This window comes from Bernardetia sp. ABR2-2B, from assembly GCF_037126435.1.
Taxonomy (GTDB): domain Bacteria; phylum Bacteroidota; class Bacteroidia; order Cytophagales; family Bernardetiaceae; genus Bernardetia.
The window spans coordinates 4,784,741-4,800,823 of record NZ_CP147020.1; the positions used below are offsets into that span (position 1 = coordinate 4,784,741).

Genomic DNA, 16,083 nt, shown 5'->3' on the forward strand with positions numbered 1-16,083 from the left:
TAAATGTTATTAATTTTGCTTTTTTATCGTATCAAAAAGCCTTTTGACCTGCAAATCTCCAAAACCATAAATAGATTCTCTTTTCGAAAACTCTCTAAAAACAGGTGCAAATTCTTTCGTATCTAAATCTTTCATTATTTGAAGAAGTGATTCTGTGGGTCTCCCTAATTTTCCTTCACTAGAAAATCGTTGAAGATGTGCATCTATGGCAGGAAGAATAAAAGCATAATTTTCATCCAGTCCTTTAGCTGTTTGTAGTAATTTTTCGGTGTCATTATTTTTGTAATGCTCCCAAAGAAGAGCAATTTTATGTAGCTCATTCTGACCAAGAGACAAACGATTTTCATAAATAGAAATCAATTCAGATTCATCAAGACCACCAAAACCGTACTGCGTATGTTCTTTCGGACGAACTAAAAAAATAGAATTTTTCTGATTATTTTTATTCAAAAGATGCACCACAAACCAAAAATTTACTTGGCAAAACAAATCATCTTCAAACCATAGATTAATATCTACCTCACTAGGAATAGCCTGTATTTTCTCAAATTCAGAAACCGTTTTTTCAAAATAATCTTCTTTGCTATATCCTGCGTAATGGCTACTAATAAATGTAGCTCTCGTTTCATAAAACTCCTCCAAACTCTCTCCTTCCACATTTCCATCTACCAAAGCCTCTCTAGCAACGATAATTTTGCCTTTAATAGGTTTTGGGAATTGTGCTTTTAAAGAATCTCCGTTTAGAATGTGGTATTGTTGAGGTTTCATTTAATTCAAATCATTTAAAAGGCTTTCAAAAGAATCTTCATCAGCTAATTTCCCTTGCATATTTTTTATATTTTGCATAGAAAAATGGTGTTCAGAAATAAATAAATTTACATCAAATTTTTCTTTGATTGTTTTTACATATTTCAAAGCAGGATTTGAATATTCTACCAAATCATAAATCATTTTCTCCAAAGAATTAAATAATTCTTCTTGTTTGATTTCTTCAATAGCTCTAAATAGTCTGTCTTTTCTGTGTTCTAAATTTTGCATTGGTTTCTGGTTTATTTATTCAATCTTTTACCAATTCTAAAATCCCCACCTTTATCATCATAATTGTAATATTTACCCCAAATATCTTTATATTCCAGTTGAAAGATAAAATTTCTTGATGAATCATATTTACAATCATAGTGGTATTTATCAAATAAGGGAGTGTAAGAAATTATTTTCCAAGTTATATTATTATTGAGTTCTTTTGGAACAGTTTGATTATTAGCATCATAGTAATTAAATAACATGCTTACTACTTTTCGTCCTTGTTTTTCATAAGCTCTATCAACTGAGGATAAAAAGACAATTCCACTTAAAGAAAGAGAAATAAGAAGTCTTGGAAACAACTTTAATTCTTTAAGAGTAGAATATACGACTAGAGCAATAGTTAAACAATACATCCATAATCCTATGTTTGGTAAAAGATAGAATAAAAATAGCGAGGTTAGTATGGATATTAATTTGAGTGTTATTGATTTATTCATTTTTAGATATAGATAAAAAACATTTATACTGTGATTCGTCATCGTACTCTAATCCAATTCTATTTCCTTTTCAAGCACCCAATCAGAATGAGCAAGGATTTCTAGTTGTACAAGCTCACTATACTCTTCTTTATCAAAAAAAGATAGAGAGGCATCTTTTCTAAAGAAAAATTTAAAACCTTCATTTATTTCGATAGGTTCAGTTTCTTTCAATTCATGTCCATTCTCCAAAATCCTACCTTTAAAGTGAAACCAACCTCCATAGAGATGTTTCCCTATTTCAAGTCTATAAATGTGATATATTTCAGAATATTTTTTATAGTCGTCTATACCTAATTGATTAAGAAGGTTAATAAATTCTTTATGAAAAATACTTTCTTTATTGGCTAGAAAATTTCTGCAACCACTACAATTACAAGAAGGAAGATTACTAAACTGAATATTATCATAAACTTCTTTAGTTCTGTTAAAATCTACTTCAAGAGTGAAGTTTTTGTAAGTTATTGTTTTCATTTCTTGTTGTTTATAAAAATCTAAGCCGTTGTTTGTGTACCCATAAACGACACCATAACTTTTTAGAAATTAGCATTTATCCTGCAATTCATCATAAGAATCATATAAATGACTCGCTAATCCTACCCAAGTAGTTCTCATTGCTTTGTTTTTTGTCGCCTTAATTTTATGCTTATTATTACTAGCATACACAGAGGTACTATAAATGATGATAAGAGCTGTACAAAAAAATGAGGAAAACGATAAATATATCCAAAACTCAAATCAACATACAAATACTCAATTTCAAATACGATTATAGTAGTAAACCAAATTAGGAAAATAAGAAAGGGAGAAAAAAATATAATCGTTCTTATTACAGCAGAATATAACCAACTCTTTTTATAAAACAGTAATAAAGGAAGAAAAAATACTAAACCTTTTACGATAAAACCTCCTATTCCGTACAAATAAACACATATAGCACTTTTTCTATCGAAGTTACTGCATATTAAAGTTAGAGCTAACCAATCAAATATTAAACTTAGAAGATAAGTTGAAATGTATAATACTAATGGATTTGTAATTTTCACTTCTGTTTTAATTTGTATGATTTAATAATTTCTCCAATAGCAAAAGCCTTTGAATTTTTATCAAACTCTTCTTTTTTTAGACTTTGACAGTCCTTTCATAAGGCTGTCAATAGTTTAAAAACATGTACACTAAACTATTGTCAGAATTTTTTGGATTACCAAAAAACTACTAACAAAGTTTTTAAGTAATCTCTACCCCTCCAAAAGCTCCTCCAAAATTTTCATAGCAGCCTTTGCAATTACAGTTCCTGGACCAAAAACAGCCGAAACACCTTTTTCATACAAGAAATCATAGTCTTTCGGAGGAATCACACCACCAGCCACAACCATAATATCTTCTCTACCAATCTTTTTGAGTTCTTCTATCAGCGATGGAACGAGCGTTTTGTGTCCAGCAGCAAGCGAAGACGCACCTACAATATGCACATCATTTTCGGCAGCTTGTTTGGCTACTTCTTGTGGCGTTTGAAAAAGTGGACTTATATCCACATCAAAACCCAAATCTGCAAAACTGGTCGCAATCACTTTCGCACCTCTATCGTGTCCATCTTGTCCCATTTTTGCAATCAAAATACGTGGGCGACGACCTTCAATTTCTGCAAACTCATCAGAGCGTTTTTGAGCTAATTCAAAATCACTATTTTTTGCTGTTCCGTTTTCTGTTGATTTATCCATTTCATTGGAGTACATTCCTGCAATAAGTTTTGTTTGTGCTTGATAACGACCAAAAACACTTTCCATGGCATCTGAAATTTCACCTAAAGTAGCTCTTTCTCGTGCAGCATCTACGGCAAGTTCTAATAAGTTTCCTGTTTTATTTTTGGCTGCATCAGTTAGTTTTTGTAATACAGTTTTGACTTTTTGCTCGTTTCGCTTTTCTTTTACTTCTTTCAATCTTTTGAGTTGAGATTCTCTAACAGCCACATTATCAACATCTAAAACGTCAATTTCCATATTGTCGTCATCTACTTTGTATTTATTCACACCCACAATCGTATCTTTCTGTCCATCTATACGAGCTTGTTTTCGTGCAGCAGCTTCTTCAATTCTAAGTTTTGGAATACCTGCCTCAATCGCCTTTGTCATTCCTCCTAACGATTCTACTTCTTCAATCAGTTCCCAAGCACGAGTAGCAAGGTCGTAGGTTAAGTTTTCTACATATTCCGAACCTGCAAAAGGGTCAATCGCTTTTGTAATATCTGTATTATTCTGAATAAATAATTGGGTATTTCGTGCAATACGAGCCGAAAAATCCGTCGGAAGTGCGATTGCCTCGTCTAATGAATTAGTATGTAAAGATTGTGTTCCACCAAAAACGGCTGCTAGAGCTTCAATAGTTGTACGAGTTACATTATTAAAAGGGTCTTGTTCTGTCAAAGACCAACCTGAAGTCTGGCAATGCGTTCTGAGAGCCATTGATTTCTGATTTTTTGGATTAAATTCTTTGATGATATTCGCCCAAAGCCAACGACCAGCCCGAAGTTTGGCTGTTTCCATAAATGTATTCATTCCAATTCCCCAAAAGAACGACAAACGAGGTGCAAAATTATCAATATCTAACCCTACCTCAATTCCTTTTCTGACATATTCCAAACCATCAGCCAACGTGTAAGCAAGTTCAATATCAGCCGTCGCACCTGCTTCTTGCATATGATAACCACTAATACTAATAGAATTGAATTTTGGCATTTTATCAGCCGTATAACTAAAAATATCAGCAATAATTCGCATACTTGGTTCTGGTGGATAAATATACGTGTTACGCACCATAAACTCCTTCAAAATATCGTTCTGAATCGTTCCACTTAGCTTTTCTGATGCAACTCCCTGCTCCTCTGCTGCCACAATATAAAACGCCATAATTGGCAAAACTGCACCATTCATAGTCATCGAAACCGACATTTTATCCAAAGGAATTTTATCAAACAAAATCTTCATATCCTCCACACTATCAATCGCTACACCTGCCTTTCCCACATCACCCACCACACGAGCATGGTCAGAATCATAACCTCTGTGTGTTGCAAGGTCAAAAGCTACCGAAAGTCCTTTTTGTCCTGCTGCCAAATTACGACGGTAAAAAGCATTTGATTCTTCTGCCGTCGAAAAACCTGCATATTGTCTAACTGTCCAAGGACGAACAGCGTACATAGTCGGATAAGGACCACGCAAAAAAGGAGGTATTCCTGCTTGATAATCCAAATGAGGAAGCTTTTCTGAATCTTCTTTTGTATAAAATGGTTTTACATCAATTTTTTCAGGCGTTTCCCACATAGGAAATTCTTTTGGAAGTTCTTGAGTAGTCTGTTCTGCTTTTTTTGCAGCTCTATTTTTGAGGTCTTGAAGTGTAATGTTTTTAAAGTCCATATATTATATTGGCAGTTTTTAGCTGATTTATTGTGCTGAAGCTAGTTTCAAAAATATTCTAATTTTGTTTTTCTTTGAAATTTATTTCCTGCTAAGAAGCTATAATTAGGTATTTATAATAGGAATTAAAATTATGTTGTTCAAAGTTTGTTTAACAAATTAGGTTTTCTTATTTTAGTCTATTCTAATTTTCACTTAAAATTGAAGAAAAAATAGCGATTTAAAAAATTCTGCTCTCTGTATTGTATCTATTTCAAAAATAATCCTTTTTTCGTTAAAAAAATGATTGAAAATCCGTATTATTGTGTTAAAATGATAATCAGAGAAAAACTACTCACATACAAATAGCTTTACTCAAGAATTAGTTAAGAATAAATACTCTTATGCCAAACTCCACTCCAAATACAGAAAAAATAGCTTTAGTCATGCTCGTAGATGACAATGATACAGACAATTTTATTAGCAAACGTATCATCGAACTAACAGGTTTTGCAAACGAAGTCGTTACCAAAAATTCAGGTAAAAGTGCGCTAGAATACTTAAAAGATAATCAGGATGATGAATCAAAACTTCCAGATTTAATATTCTTGGATATTAATATGCCCATCGTTGATGGTTTTATTTTTCTGTATGAATTTGGACAAATGCCAGCATCTATACACAAAAAGTGTCGTATTTCAGTTCTTTCTAGCTCTGACAACAAGCGTGATATTGATAGAATTGTAGGAAATGAGTATGTAATCAAATTTACTACAAAACCACTTACAGAAGATGCTTTAAGTGCCGTAAAAGAAGTTTGGCTAAAGCAAAAATAATTTTTGAAGAAATATTTCTTCAAAAATTCATTTTTTATAAAACTTTTAATCAATTTATAGCGTTTTGTTTCTGCAACTGAGTTGCATTTACTATCTTTGCACATATCAAAACTGCAATTTCTACGCTATGAACCATTATTCTTTTTCATTTTTCCAAAACTCTAAGAGTAAAATAAAAAATCTAAACTCTGACTTTATTGGAGCAATGAGTGCATTTCTATGTATTATTCATTGTGCTATTGTTCCTATCTTGATGGGAATCCATTCTTTTTATTACGCTGGAGATGCGCTTGTTTCACATACAGAACATTCACACAGCCATTCTTCTTTGCATTCGCTTAACTTTTTGGAAGGTTCGCATTGGCATACTTTAGATTATTTCTTTATTGCCATTACACTAATAGCTGTTTATTTTGCAACTCGTAGAAGTATAGTTTCTTGGGTAAAAACAGGTCTTTGGAGTGCAGCAAGTCTTTTTGTGATTTCTATCTTGTTAGAAGAGTTTATTGTTGGAATAGAATATTTAGCATATTTTGCTTCTGCGTTACTTATTGTCTTTCATTTTCTAAATCAACGTTTGGATAAAAAAGTAGTACCAAAAACAAATAATATAAAAGAAGAGGAACTAAACTTTGAAAGAAACAGTTTTGATAGTGTTACTTTAGAAACCAAAACCCAATCTAAAAAGTCAAATAGAGTAAGCTGTGCTTGTTAAAACAACAGGTCATCAAGAAGATAAAAAAATATCAAAAAAAAGTTTTGCTCTTAAACTCTTGAAAGTCAATTGATAAGAAATTAATGTATAATTATTTGAAAAAAAAGTGCATTTAGCTATTGACTATTAAAAAAACAGTAGTATCTTTGCATCACAATTAAGGGAAAGAAGGTATGATAAATAACTCATTTTGTAAGTTTAAAAGTAAATAATCAAAACGAGTCAAAAGTCAAAAAAAACCTTCGAGTACTGACAAGCGAAAGTAGCTCAGTTGGTAGAGCGCAACCTTGCCAAGGTTGAGGTCGCGAGTTCGAGCCTCGTCTTTCGCTCAATTTTTACGGACTTTACATGGAGAATTATTTTTCTGTTTTTCATAGAAAAATAAAACTTTAAATAGTCTATAAAAATGAGCGAGTATTTAATCTCTAAAAGTGAAGATTAAATCATTAAATTGCTGGAATGGTGGAACTGGTAGACACGCAGGACTTAAAATCCTGTGCCTTAATCGGCGTGTGGGTTCGATTCCCACTTCTAGCACAAAAATCGACTAAAAAAGGTATATCTTAATTGATATGCCTTTTTTTGTTAGAAAATATACCCTAAAGTCAGATTGATTTCTTTAAAATCTTGTGCTGTTTGTCGATAGGAAATAGCTGTATTTAGCCTTAGTTTTTTGTAATAAATTGATTTATTTAGATTTGCTTCCCACGCCCAGTAGTCTTGCCAATAAAAGGATTTTGCTGAAATATGTAGTTTTGCAAACGTTACATATTTTGATAAACCTAAACGAATCCCATAGTTATCTGTTTTATTGTTTTCTATTCCTGTTTTAGAAAATATTTGATGACCTATTCCATAAGAAAGAGAAGTTTTTATAAATTTCAAATTGCTACTACTTCCTATAAAATAAGTAGTTATTCTATTTTCTGTTTCTGATTTATTGAAAGTAGTTTGTTGAAAAATATAATACATATATCGCCCTATTGCATCTGTTCCAAACCCTCCATAAAAATCGGAATTACTTTTAAAGTTGGTACTATATCCTGCTTCTAATATAAAGTATTTTCTATTCTCCTGTTCCTTATTTGAGTAGAAACCCTTGCTTATCATAATTCCATAAGGATTATAAAAAATCCCACTCCAATAATTTATATCTAAAGATCCTTCATAAACAGCAATGGTTTTTGTTGTAAGTATGCAATCCATGTCAGAAAATAAAAAAACTTCGCCCTTTATTGCAAGTATTACAGAAGCCTTCAACTCTAATGGGGTAATATTATGACGTTCAAAAATTAAAATAGTATTTTCGTCTTTAACTTCAATTATAAATTTTCCATCAATATCTGTTACTGTTCCTTGTAGAGTATCTTTTACTTTAATTATTATTCCTATCACAGGTTCTCCATAATTATCAATTACTCTACCACTCACACTAATCTGCCCAAAAACAGAATAACAAATCAATAAAAGAAAGAGCATAAAAAGTATAGATTTTTTCATAGTTTTTTTGAGGTGTTGATTAAAATATATATCCTAAAGCTAGATTAACTTCTTTAAAATCTTGTGTGGTTTGGCGATATGAAATGGCTGTATTTAGTCTTAGCTTTCTGTAATAAAACTCTTTATTTAGATTCGCTTCCCACGCCCAGTAGTCTTGCCAGTAGAATGATTTTACTGAAAGATTTGCTCTTGCAAAATTTATGTATTTTGATAAACCTGCATTTATTCCAAAATTTTTAGTTTGATTATTTTCTATTCCTTTTTTAGAGAATGTTTGATGACCTATTCCGTAGAGAAGTCTAGTTTTAATGAACTTAAAATAGCTATCACTTTCTACTAGATGTGTAGTAATTCTGTTTCCTATTTCTGATTTGTTGAATGTGGTTTGTTGGAATTTATAGTAAATAGTTCTTTTGAGTATTTCTGTTCCTATTACACCGTAGAAATCTGAATTATCTTTGAAATTTGTGCTGTATCCTGTATTAATGTGTAAATAATTTATTGCAGGAACATAATGCCAAGATTTACTAACAGAAACGCCATAAGGATTATAAAAAAAACCACTCCAGTAACTAATTATTAAAGGTGTGTAATTATGATTCCCAATATAATATTCTACTAGCTCACTTGGCTGTAAAGTAACTTCTTTTGTTATCTCTGAAACCTTCACTTCTTTTGTAACATAACCTACAAAACGAAAGGTTAGAATATCATTTTTATTTTCTACAGTAATTTCAAAGTTTCCTTCAATATCAGTTTGTGTACCTCTGTTTGTTCCCTTGATTTGAACGGTTGCTCCAGGTAAAGCACCATCTTCACTTGTAACAATCCCACTCACAGTAATCTGCCCAAAAACAGAATAAGAAATCAATAAAAGTAAGAGCATAAAAAGTATAGATTTTTTCATAGGTTTTTGAGATTTGGATTAAAATATATAGCCTAAAGTCAGATTGACTTCCTTAAAGTCTTGTGTGGTTTGGCGATAGGAAATTGCTGTGTTTAGCCTTAGTTTTTTATAGTAAATTGACTTGTTTAGATTTGCTTCCCACGCCCAGTAATCTTGCCAGTAGAATGATTTGAAATATAAAAGACCTATGTATTTTATTCGTTTTGCAATTCCTATGTTTGCACCCCAGTTTTTTCTTGTGTTATTTTCTAATCCTTCTTTCTCAAACTGCTGATTTCCTAATCCGTACATAATGCCAAAATATTTGAATCCAGTACTACTTTCTAGAAGATGTGTAGTTATTTTATTTTCAGTTTCTACCATAATTTCAAAATTCCCATTGATATCTGTCATTGTTCCTGTTTCTGTCCCTTTTATACCAATACTAGTACCAGGTAAACCACCGTCTTTTTTATCAATTACTCTCCCACTCACAGTCATCTGCCCAAAAACAGAAGTAGAAAAACACAAAAAAAAGAGCATAAAAAGTATAGATTTTTTCATGGTTTTTGGTTTATAATTGTCTGACACTTTGAAGTGTCTTGACAATAAATTCATTAAGATTTATTAAGCATTTTCTTAGATTACGTAACTTTTATCTCAAAACGCTGCAAAATTATTCCTAAAATGGAATTTTTTTATTACTACTTGGTGTTTTTTGGTAACTTTGTTATTACAAACCATTTTGAACCGTCAACGAGGCATAAAGCCGTCGTTGGGGTAATAAATTCAAATCCTCGTTGAAGGCAACACCTCAACAACGGTTAATTATATTAATATCGCTTTAATGAATCCTGAAAAAGACCTTTTACTCTATAATACACTTACTCGCAAACGAGAAAAGTTTGAACCCATAGATGCGCCATTTGTCGGAATGTACGTCTGTGGTCCTACGGTTTATAATGACGTGCATTTGGGAAACTGTCGTACATTTACATTTTTCGATGTCGTTTATAGATATTTGAGTTATTTGGGATACAAAGTGAGATATGTCCGAAATATTACCGATGTAGGTCATTTGACTGGAGATAGCGATGAAGGCGATGATAAGATTTCCAAACAAGCACGATTAGAAAAAATTGAGCCGATGGAAGTTGTTCAGCGTTATACCAATGGCTTTCACGATGTGATGTTGGAGTTGGGAAATATTCCCCCAAGCATCGAACCTACTGCAACAGGACATTTGATAGAACAGATTGAGATGGTAAAACAAATTCTTAAAAACGGCTTTGCTTATGAGTCTAATGGTTCTGTTTATTTTGATGTAGTGAAGTATAACGAATCCCACAATTACGGAAAACTCTCTGGTAGAAATATCGAAGAGCAACTAGAAGGACAAGGAACACGCAAACTAGACGGACAAGACGAAAAGAAAAACAGTGTAGATTTTGCTATTTGGAAAAATGCAGACCCTTCACACCTTATGCAATGGAACACAGAGTGGGGCAAAGGTTTTCCTGGGTGGCATTTGGAGTGTTCTGTAATGAGTACAAAATATCTTGGAAATGAGTTTGATATTCACGGTGGAGGAATGGATTTGCAGTTTCCTCATCACGAATGTGAGATTGCACAAGCCGTAGCCACCACAGGAAAAGAGCCTGTAAAGTATTGGTTACATTCGAATATGCTGACCATGAACGGAACAAAGATGTCAAAGTCTTTGGGAAACGTAATTATGCCAGAGGAGCTTTTTACAGGAAATTCAGAACTTTTGACAGAAGCCTATTCACCTATGGTTTTTCGCTTTTTTATGTTCCAGACGCATTATCGCAGCACAATGGACATTACAGATGATGCGTTGAAAGCTGCCAAAAAAGGCTATTTTAAACTAATGAACGGAATCAAAAATGCTAAAAGCCTTGAATATCCTGAAACGGTAGAATTAAATGTTAATGAAAAACATGAAAGTGATATTCAAAAATCGGTAACTTCTGTTTTTAGAGGAATAAATGATGATTTTAATACAGCCAAATCTATTGCAGCTTTGTTTAATCTTGTCAAGAAAATAAATATGCTCCACACTGGACAGCTTGAGTTTTCTCAAATCTCAAAGGAATCTTTTGATAAACTGAAAAGTACATTGATTGACTTTACAGAACAGGTTTTGGGAATAAAAGAAGAGTTGCCACAAGGTGAAAAGATGCTCAAAGAAATGATAGTTACTTTAGTAGAAATGTATAAAGAAGCTAAAGAAGCTAGAAACTATGAAAAAGTAGATTATTTGAGAAGCAAAGCAAAAGAAATCGGTATTGTTTTCAAAGATATGAAAGACAAGATTGATTGGGCTTATGATGAGTAGAATTTAATCCTCATTGACGGAAACGTCTCAACGACGGTTTAGAGTCCGAATAAAAACGGCTTCAAAATATCAATATTTTGAAGCCGTTTTTTATGAAAAATAATAAGTTCGTAGGTTGAAGACTACAAATACATTTTTTAATTTTATTCGTCATCGATAAAAACCTTTTATAGTAGTCAGGTTTTTCTCTTAAAGTGATTTTTTAGGTTTTACATCCAAAATGAAACTATTTTTATTTTTTAGATGTAGTGTTTCTATAAATTAAAAAGGGGCAGTAGCCAAGAGGATAGGCAATAGAAAACGTTATCATTATCGCTTCATCGGTCAAATAAAGTTTACTACAATTATTTACACAGGTTCGAATCCTGTCTGCCCCACAAGTTTTGTGATAAAAAGTTATTACAATTCAAAAATAAAAAATACTAGGTCAATTTAGTCATACTTCTCTATTGGTTGAGGTTTCCCACATGTGGGGAGCTTAGGTTCGAGTCCTGTCTGATTAGAAATTACCTGTATTTTTTGACTGTATGGGGACAGTAGCTCAGTCTGGTAGAGCAACGTATATTTTTATGATTATCGTTGTATTCTTTTTCAGTCGGTCAAATGAAAATTACTTCTAAGCTTTGGGTGCCGTGGGTCGCAGGTTCGAATCCTGCCTGTCCCCCTTTTTCTAAAAAAATAAGAAATTCAAAATATAAAGGTCAAATACGGCTTACTTCTAAATTCTTTGGTTGAAAACAGTCGTGTGATTACCTTTTTTATTAAGAATAACAAGTGGTAACAAATTGGTAGGCATTGGGATTTTAGTTTGAAAATTATCTTACAAAAAAATTAAACTACCATATTTACTTTTTAGGTCAATTCAAATTTACTACAAAACCCTTATTATAGTACACCCAAATGTCGTAGGTTCGAATCCTACCCACTTGGCAAGAAAAGCAGATTTTAAAAATAAAAAAATAGGTCAATCAAAACTTACTTCTTTTCGCTTAAAAGTCGGATTGCAATGCAATTCATAGTTTTGAGATTACCTTTTTTTATAAAAAATATCTAAGTGGTAGCTCAAATGGTAGAGCACTAGCATTTAATGTATAGATTACCTAAAGGTCAATATAGATTTACTTCTCGGCTCTAGGGGTTACAGGTTCGAATCCTGTCCACTTAGCAAAATATTACTCATTCTTTAGAGTGAGAAAAATATAACGAATACTTTAGTATTCAGAAAGAAATAGGTAGAAATAAAGGTCAATCAAGACTTACTTCTCCGTAAATAACAACGGTGCTATAAACGCACATTAGTCTTGAGATTATCTTTTTATTATTTACTGTCTTTCAAAAATAAATTTCAGGTCAAATAGGACTTACTTCGTTTGCCGACAGTAGGCAAATCGCTCTTAACGATTACCAGTTCTATGATTACCTATTTTTAAATTAAAACAATTATAATTTATGGAAACTATTTTCCCAACAACTACAAAATTCTCTAATCTTTCTGCTGTTGCTGTTCGTAACCAAGCCATTTATGTAATGACTGAAATGGCAGAAATTAATGAACAGATTGATACAAAAATTGGAGAAAACAAAAAGCTAAGACAAACAACTTCTGTTTTGGTGGCTAATTTAGCAAAGCTAGGTTTTGGAGTAGATGAGCAGCTTTTGACTGCGCTAAATAATCTGCCTACCAATTATCAGCTAATGATTGCCGATAAGTTCAAAACCATAATGGGAGTAAATAAAAACTGGACACCACTTGTAAAAGGTTGGGATGTGCCTACTGGCGAGGATATTACTGACCACTTGATGACTTGGTTTGTCAATGTATTTATTCCAAAAGGAAATAAAAAAAGAGGTGTAGAGTTAGCTTGTGGACACACAATTCCACCAAATACATTTCCTTTAGAACGCTATAATGGCTGTCCGTTTTGTGGAACTCCTTTTGAGTTTGGAGAACTAGAAGATGAGAATTTCGGACAAGGAAGCAAACTCAAAATGCTTTCTCTTTGGACTGACAAAGAAGCAAAACAGTATTTTGAAGATTTGTTGGCTTCCAAAACGGCTCTTGATGCTACTCAAATTGATAGCTTGAAAAAAATGATTCAAGCCTACAAAGAGGAAGGTTTACCAAGTGTAGAAATCAAAATGAAGGAAACGCTAATGGTTGTTATTTCTAATTTGGTAGAATTGGGTAAGGCTGAAAAAGCACAAGTTTATTTCAAGTCGCCTGTTGATGTGATGCGTTATTTGTGGTACAAACATACTGGTTTTTTACAGCTTGTAAAGCCAAAAGTAATTGTAGAACGCAAAGCCAAAAATAACAAACATATTGCAAGCGTAATTTTAAAAGAGTTAGACCAAAGTGCAGCAGCTAGATTAGCAGCAAAAACTGAATTGAAATTAAAATATTCAAGAAAAGAATGTTTTATGGTGGCCTCTTGGCTCAATAATTTGGAAATGAATGCTGATATAATGTGTGAGGCAATGCACCCAAAACGTGAAATGTGGGTTCGTTTTATTCGTGCTTTGCGTTTGGCAGAGTATAGCAAAAAAACAGGTTTTGAGAAATTAAAAACCGTTTTGGATAAATTTTATAATGAAGATTATAGAGTTTGGCAAGGAGAAGTTGATAAATATCGTTTGCGTACAGACGTAAATAAAACGATGCAACTCTTAAAGCAACGTCCTGGACTTTTTGCTAGGTCATTATTTGCCAATATGCTTTGGTTTGGAAAAGAGGATGTTTTGGAGGCTTTTTCTGAAATAATTGATAAAGTTCCTGCTCGTCTTGTTTTTACTTTGAATACCTATGCAGATTCTTATTTCACAAAAGGTGGAAATCGTGCTGTTAAGCCACTTGGAGGAACAAATAAGCATATTCCTAAAAATCAACTTCTTGCTCTTTATGATGAAGAAGGCTTGAAAGCTATGAAAGAAGGAATTGAAGAACTATGTATTTTGGCAATGAGAAAGCGTTTTGAAGCTCAAAAAATCAAAGATAAAAATGAGAACAAAACAATTTTTATTGACCCAATGCTTTTCAAAGTTCCTGTTTCGATAGGCGATAGAAGCGAAACCGTACAGGATATGCCTTCTGCACTTATGGGGACTCGTTTTGAGATTGAAGGAGATACGGTTCGTTTGTTTATGCAATGGGGCGAAGGCTTACCTGCACAACATTTGGATATGGATTTGAGCTGTCATGTGGCTTACAAACCAAAGGTAGATAATTCTAAAAGAGAATATTCTAATTATGGTACTGCTTATGATATTTGTTCATACAGCAATTTGGTTACAGATGGTTGTAAGCATAGTGGCGATATTATGAGTATTCCAGATAAAATTGGAACAGCCGAATATATTGATATTGATGTAAAAGAATTGCGCCAAAAGGGAGCAAGGTATGTTACATTTACTTGCAATGCCTACTCAAATGGAGAAATTACTCCTAATTTGGTAGTTGGTTGGATGAATAGTAAACACAAAATGACAATTTCAGAAAAAACAGGAGTGGCGTATGACCCTTCTTGTGTTCAACATCAAGTCCGAATCCAAAGAAATCTCACAAAAGGTCTTGTTTTTGGAGTTTTGGATATTGATGCAAATGAAATTGTTTGGTTAGAACTCTCATTCCACGGACAAGTAGTAGGACAGCTTGATATAAGAGGAGTAGAAACCCTTTTAGGAAAGCTAGATGCAAAACTTAGCATCGGAAATCTATTGCTTTTGAAAGCCGAAGCCCAAGATTTAGAGGTTTTGGAAACAAATGATGAAGAAAATCCTGCTGATGAAGTCTATTCGAAAGAATGGGCAATGAATACGGCAGCCGTTACCCAATTATTGGTGGATTAATTTTATACAATTTAACCGACACTTTTCGAAGTGTCGGTTTTTTTGGGTGCATAACAAATTGCTACATGATGTTGTTGGTATCGCTCACGCTAAAACACCAACAACGGCATTAGATTTTTATTCAAATTCTACGCCGAACGGGGGAAACCATAAAGCAAATACAAAATATGTTGTTGGGCTTAGTTTGTAACTAAGACCTATCAGTTATATAAATCTTCAGATTTATGTAGTCAAGTAAATACAAAAATACCTACTTAACTTGCAAGTCTAAGACTTGATGAACTGATAGGTCGTAGTCGCAGACTACGCCCAACACTTGTTTTTTTATTTTTTAGTCTTTGGAAGACTCAGCCGAACGGGGGACAACGCCCAACATTCATTTTTTTTGTTTGGCTATTGGAACACTACGACGAACGGAGGTAAATCGTAGTCGCAGACAACGCTTAACAAGTTTATTTTGCAACACTACGAGCAACTGGGGGGGCATTCATAATTCTAACCACTTATTTGCATTATTAATAGGATATATAGTTTACTAACATGAACTCACAAGGGAGAACCTTTATCTTAGAAGTGTCAAATATGAAGTTATTTACTTTATCAATGTTGTCAAGTAGTTCACAATCTAGAAATCCTTCAATGCCCTGTATGATTCTTATGTTAGAAACGCTTCCATCTGTTTCTATTACCATCGAAATGGAAAACATTACTGGGTTTGGTGGATTACCATGATTCCTAGGTAAAGTAATTCCCTTTAATACGAGTTTAGCTATTTGCCTATATTTATCTTCATCTTTCAAATAGATGCTATCATCAGTATAAAGAGATACATTTTTCTCAATGCCTTTCACATCAAAATAATCTATCTCTCCGTTTTCATTGAATATTTTATAAATGCGTCCACTATTATCATATACTAAAGAATCTTGACAAAATACTGTATTAGACACAAAAACAAAAAGTAAAAATAGCAAATGTTTCATTATT

13 protein-coding genes, 4 tRNA genes and 1 pseudogene are annotated in these 16,083 nt (G+C 32.8%); 9 read left to right on the plus strand and 9 right to left on the minus strand.

The window, feature by feature from the left end; genetic code table 11:
• Positions 1 to 9 precede the first annotated feature (9 nt).
• From WAF17_RS20120 to scpA, 5 genes are all read right to left on the minus strand, one after another.
• Positions 10 to 768: a DUF1835 domain-containing protein gene (locus WAF17_RS20120; RefSeq protein ID WP_338763642.1), complete on the minus strand. Its 759-nt coding sequence runs from the start codon at positions 766 to 768 to the stop codon at positions 10 to 12.
• Positions 769 to 1,038 carry a hypothetical protein gene (locus WAF17_RS20125; protein WP_338763644.1) on the minus strand — a complete coding sequence of 90 codons (270 nt, stop codon included), beginning with the start codon at positions 1,036 to 1,038 and terminating at the stop codon, positions 769 to 771.
• Between the two features lie 11 nt (positions 1,039 to 1,049).
• On the minus strand, positions 1,050 to 1,385 hold the full coding sequence (locus tag WAF17_RS20130; RefSeq protein ID WP_338763647.1) for a hypothetical protein: 336 nt from the start codon (positions 1,383 to 1,385) through the stop codon (positions 1,050 to 1,052).
• A gap of 186 nt (positions 1,386 to 1,571) precedes the next feature.
• On the minus strand, positions 1,572 to 2,036 hold the full coding sequence (locus WAF17_RS20135) for a hypothetical protein (protein ID WP_338763650.1): 465 nt from the start codon (positions 2,034 to 2,036) through the stop codon (positions 1,572 to 1,574).
• A 764-nt stretch (positions 2,037 to 2,800) separates the two neighbouring features.
• Complete coding sequence (scpA, locus tag WAF17_RS20140; RefSeq protein ID WP_338763653.1) at positions 2,801 to 4,975, minus strand: methylmalonyl-CoA mutase; 2,175 nt, start codon at positions 4,973 to 4,975, stop codon at positions 2,801 to 2,803.
• Between the two features lie 383 nt (positions 4,976 to 5,358).
• Here scpA and WAF17_RS20145 point away from each other — a divergent pair, with 383 nt between their 5' ends.
• The 4 genes from WAF17_RS20145 to WAF17_RS20160 all read left to right on the plus strand — a co-directional run bounded on the left by WAF17_RS20145 (position 5,359) and on the right by WAF17_RS20160 (position 7,042).
• Positions 5,359 to 5,790 (plus strand): response regulator, encoded by a 432-nt coding sequence (locus WAF17_RS20145; RefSeq protein ID WP_338763656.1) that lies wholly within the window; start codon positions 5,359 to 5,361, stop codon positions 5,788 to 5,790.
• A gap of 127 nt (positions 5,791 to 5,917) precedes the next feature.
• Positions 5,918 to 6,505, plus strand: a complete 588-nt coding sequence (locus WAF17_RS20150; protein WP_338763659.1) for a MerC domain-containing protein — start codon at positions 5,918 to 5,920, stop codon at positions 6,503 to 6,505.
• Between the two features lie 256 nt (positions 6,506 to 6,761).
• Positions 6,762 to 6,834: transfer RNA gene (locus WAF17_RS20155), tRNA-Gly, on the plus strand.
• Positions 6,835 to 6,958: 124 nt separating this feature from the next.
• Positions 6,959 to 7,042 (plus strand) — tRNA-Leu (locus WAF17_RS20160).
• A gap of 48 nt (positions 7,043 to 7,090) precedes the next feature.
• On the opposite strand, the gene WAF17_RS20165 is transcribed toward WAF17_RS20160, so the two are convergent.
• Genes WAF17_RS20165 through WAF17_RS20175 form a run of 3 tightly spaced genes read right to left on the minus strand, consistent with a single transcriptional unit; the run spans position 7,091 to position 9,455 of the window.
• Complete coding sequence (locus WAF17_RS20165; RefSeq protein WP_338763662.1) at positions 7,091 to 8,005, minus strand: carboxypeptidase-like regulatory domain-containing protein; 915 nt, start codon at positions 8,003 to 8,005, stop codon at positions 7,091 to 7,093.
• Between the two features lie 19 nt (positions 8,006 to 8,024).
• The gene (locus tag WAF17_RS20170; protein WP_338763665.1) at positions 8,025 to 8,912 is read right to left on the minus strand and encodes a carboxypeptidase-like regulatory domain-containing protein; all 888 of its coding nucleotides are present in this window, start codon (positions 8,910 to 8,912) and stop codon (positions 8,025 to 8,027) included.
• A gap of 18 nt (positions 8,913 to 8,930) precedes the next feature.
• Positions 8,931 to 9,455: a carboxypeptidase-like regulatory domain-containing protein gene (locus WAF17_RS20175; RefSeq protein ID WP_338763668.1), complete on the minus strand. Its 525-nt coding sequence runs from the start codon at positions 9,453 to 9,455 to the stop codon at positions 8,931 to 8,933.
• A gap of 283 nt (positions 9,456 to 9,738) precedes the next feature.
• Here WAF17_RS20175 and cysS point away from each other — a divergent pair, with 283 nt between their 5' ends.
• From cysS to WAF17_RS20200, 5 genes and pseudogenes are all read left to right on the plus strand, one after another.
• Positions 9,739 to 11,250: a cysteine--tRNA ligase gene (cysS, locus tag WAF17_RS20180; RefSeq protein WP_338763670.1), complete on the plus strand. Its 1,512-nt coding sequence runs from the start codon at positions 9,739 to 9,741 to the stop codon at positions 11,248 to 11,250.
• Between the two features lie 268 nt (positions 11,251 to 11,518).
• Positions 11,519 to 11,627, plus strand: a pseudogene (locus WAF17_RS20185).
• A gap of 153 nt (positions 11,628 to 11,780) precedes the next feature.
• Positions 11,781 to 11,914: transfer RNA gene (locus WAF17_RS20190), tRNA-OTHER, on the plus strand.
• Between the two features lie 387 nt (positions 11,915 to 12,301).
• Positions 12,302 to 12,415, plus strand: a tRNA-OTHER gene (locus WAF17_RS20195).
• A 284-nt stretch (positions 12,416 to 12,699) separates the two neighbouring features.
• A complete protein-coding gene (locus tag WAF17_RS20200) occupies positions 12,700 to 15,096 on the plus strand; it encodes a hypothetical protein (protein ID WP_338763672.1) in 2,397 nt (798 codons plus the stop codon).
• A gap of 515 nt (positions 15,097 to 15,611) precedes the next feature.
• Here WAF17_RS20200 and WAF17_RS20205 read toward each other — a convergent pair.
• Positions 15,612 to 16,079 carry a hypothetical protein gene (locus tag WAF17_RS20205; protein WP_338763674.1) on the minus strand — a complete coding sequence of 156 codons (468 nt, stop codon included), beginning with the start codon at positions 16,077 to 16,079 and terminating at the stop codon, positions 15,612 to 15,614.
• Positions 16,080 to 16,083: the final 4 nt, after the last annotated feature.